This window comes from Corynebacterium sp. UMB0012, from assembly GCF_030216265.1.
Lineage (GTDB): Bacteria > Actinomycetota > Actinomycetes > Mycobacteriales > Mycobacteriaceae > Corynebacterium.
The window spans coordinates 1-251 of record NZ_JASOKQ010000125.1; the positions used below are offsets into that span (position 1 = coordinate 1).

A 251-nucleotide genomic window follows, 5' to 3' on the forward strand; every position below is an offset into this window, starting at 1 on the left:
GAATCTCATCGAAGCCCTGAGCATAAGCCACAATCTTGGACGCATACAATGCCTGACGAACTGCTTCTACGAACGCAGCCTTATCTTCAACATCAATCTTGCCGTTAGGACCTGCCAATGGCTTGGACTTTACTTCTTCACGCTGAGCAACCATTGAAGACAAACCGCGAGCAAATACTGCTTCTGCGATACCGGTTACAGGGGTTGCGAGGGACAAAGCGGTCTGAACAGTCCAGGTACCCGTGCCCTTC

The 251-nt window shown here is 51.0% G+C and carries 1 pseudogene; it reads right to left on the reverse strand.

Features of this window, described 5'->3' with window-relative positions:
• Positions 1-251 (reverse strand): annotated as a pseudogene (locus QP324_RS12135) (NADP-dependent phosphogluconate dehydrogenase); the annotation flags it as partial.